Annotated in this window: 1 protein-coding gene; it reads right to left on the bottom strand. The window is 71.4% G+C overall.

Annotated features, from left to right (window positions below):
• On the bottom strand, positions 1-1191 hold a 1191-nt coding region (locus AB0G02_RS41260; protein ID WP_360806323.1), incomplete at both ends, for a permease prefix domain 1-containing protein.

Below are 1191 nucleotides of genomic sequence, written 5' to 3'. Positions count from 1 at the left end.
GCACCAGCACGTCGATCACCAGCGCGCTCACCACGAGGGCCAGCTGGAGCTTGTCGAACAGGCCGGGCGGCGCCAGCGGGTCGCGCGCCGAGATCGAGTAGAGCAGCAGCGCCAGCACCACGGCGAGCAGCAGGTCGAACAGGATCAGCGCCTCCCGCTCGACGTCGATGCCGGAGCTCGTCACGCCGAGGGTGACCAGGAAGGCCAGCAGCACCGCGGTGAACAGCGGCGTGAACAAGCGGGCGAGCACCGGCAGGATGTTCTCGATCACGCCCTGCTTGGCCTCCACCAGCCACGCCGCCACGACGACCGCCGCCGCCGCGCCGCAGGGCATGACCCACTGCCCGACGAAGGTCTCCGGTGAGATCCCGATGGCCTCGAACGTGCCGAACGTGAAGGCCATCAGCACACCGCCGCCGAGCGCGATGAGCACGTAGTAGACGAACCACTCGCCGGTGAAGCGGACGAAGTCCATGCGTCGGCGCGGCTCGCGCACGTCGTCGGAGACGTAGGCCAGCCCGACCGCGAACCACAGGGCGATGGGCAGGTGGATGGAGGTCAGGGCGAGGGACTGGGAGTCCTCGGTGAGCGGGAAGGCGTTGGCCGCCACCGCCCCGACCGCGAACAACGCGAGCAGCACGCCGACCAGCGGCGTCGCGGCACGCCTGCGCCAGGCCAGGAACGCCGCCAACCAGGGCAGCACGAGCAGGCCGGCGTTCGGCCCGTAGAACGCGATGTCCTCCTCGAAGCGCACGCCGAACAGCTCCGGCGCCTTGACCGACGCGGCCGCGCCCACCGCGCAGAGGACCATCACGAGCAGGTTCCGCCGGGGCCGGGTGGTGGCGGAAGGGCTGTCGCCGGTCAGCACGAGCTGCTTCCACAGCCGTTCCGAGTGCTCCCGGGCGAACTCGCGGGACAGGTCGTCCAGGCTGCCCATGCGCTTGACCGCGACCAGGAACGCCTCGTCGGCGTGCAGGCCGACGGCGAGGAGCTCGTCAACCGAGCCCCGGAGGTGGTCTTCGAGCTCGTCGACGTCGGAGCGCCGCAGCTCCTGGCGGCGCTGCAGGTACTGCCGCCACTGGGCGAACTGGGGCTCCAGGCCGTCCTGACCGTCGGTCATGCGAGGCCCCCGAGCGCCGACGCCGTTGTAGGTGACGACCGCGCCCGCCGCGTAGTTCGTGCCCACGGCCC

The organism is Actinosynnema sp. NPDC023658, assembly GCF_040639995.1.
In the GTDB taxonomy this organism is placed as follows: domain Bacteria; phylum Actinomycetota; class Actinomycetes; order Mycobacteriales; family Pseudonocardiaceae; genus Actinosynnema.
This window is presented reverse-complemented; position numbering and strand designations above follow the sequence as displayed.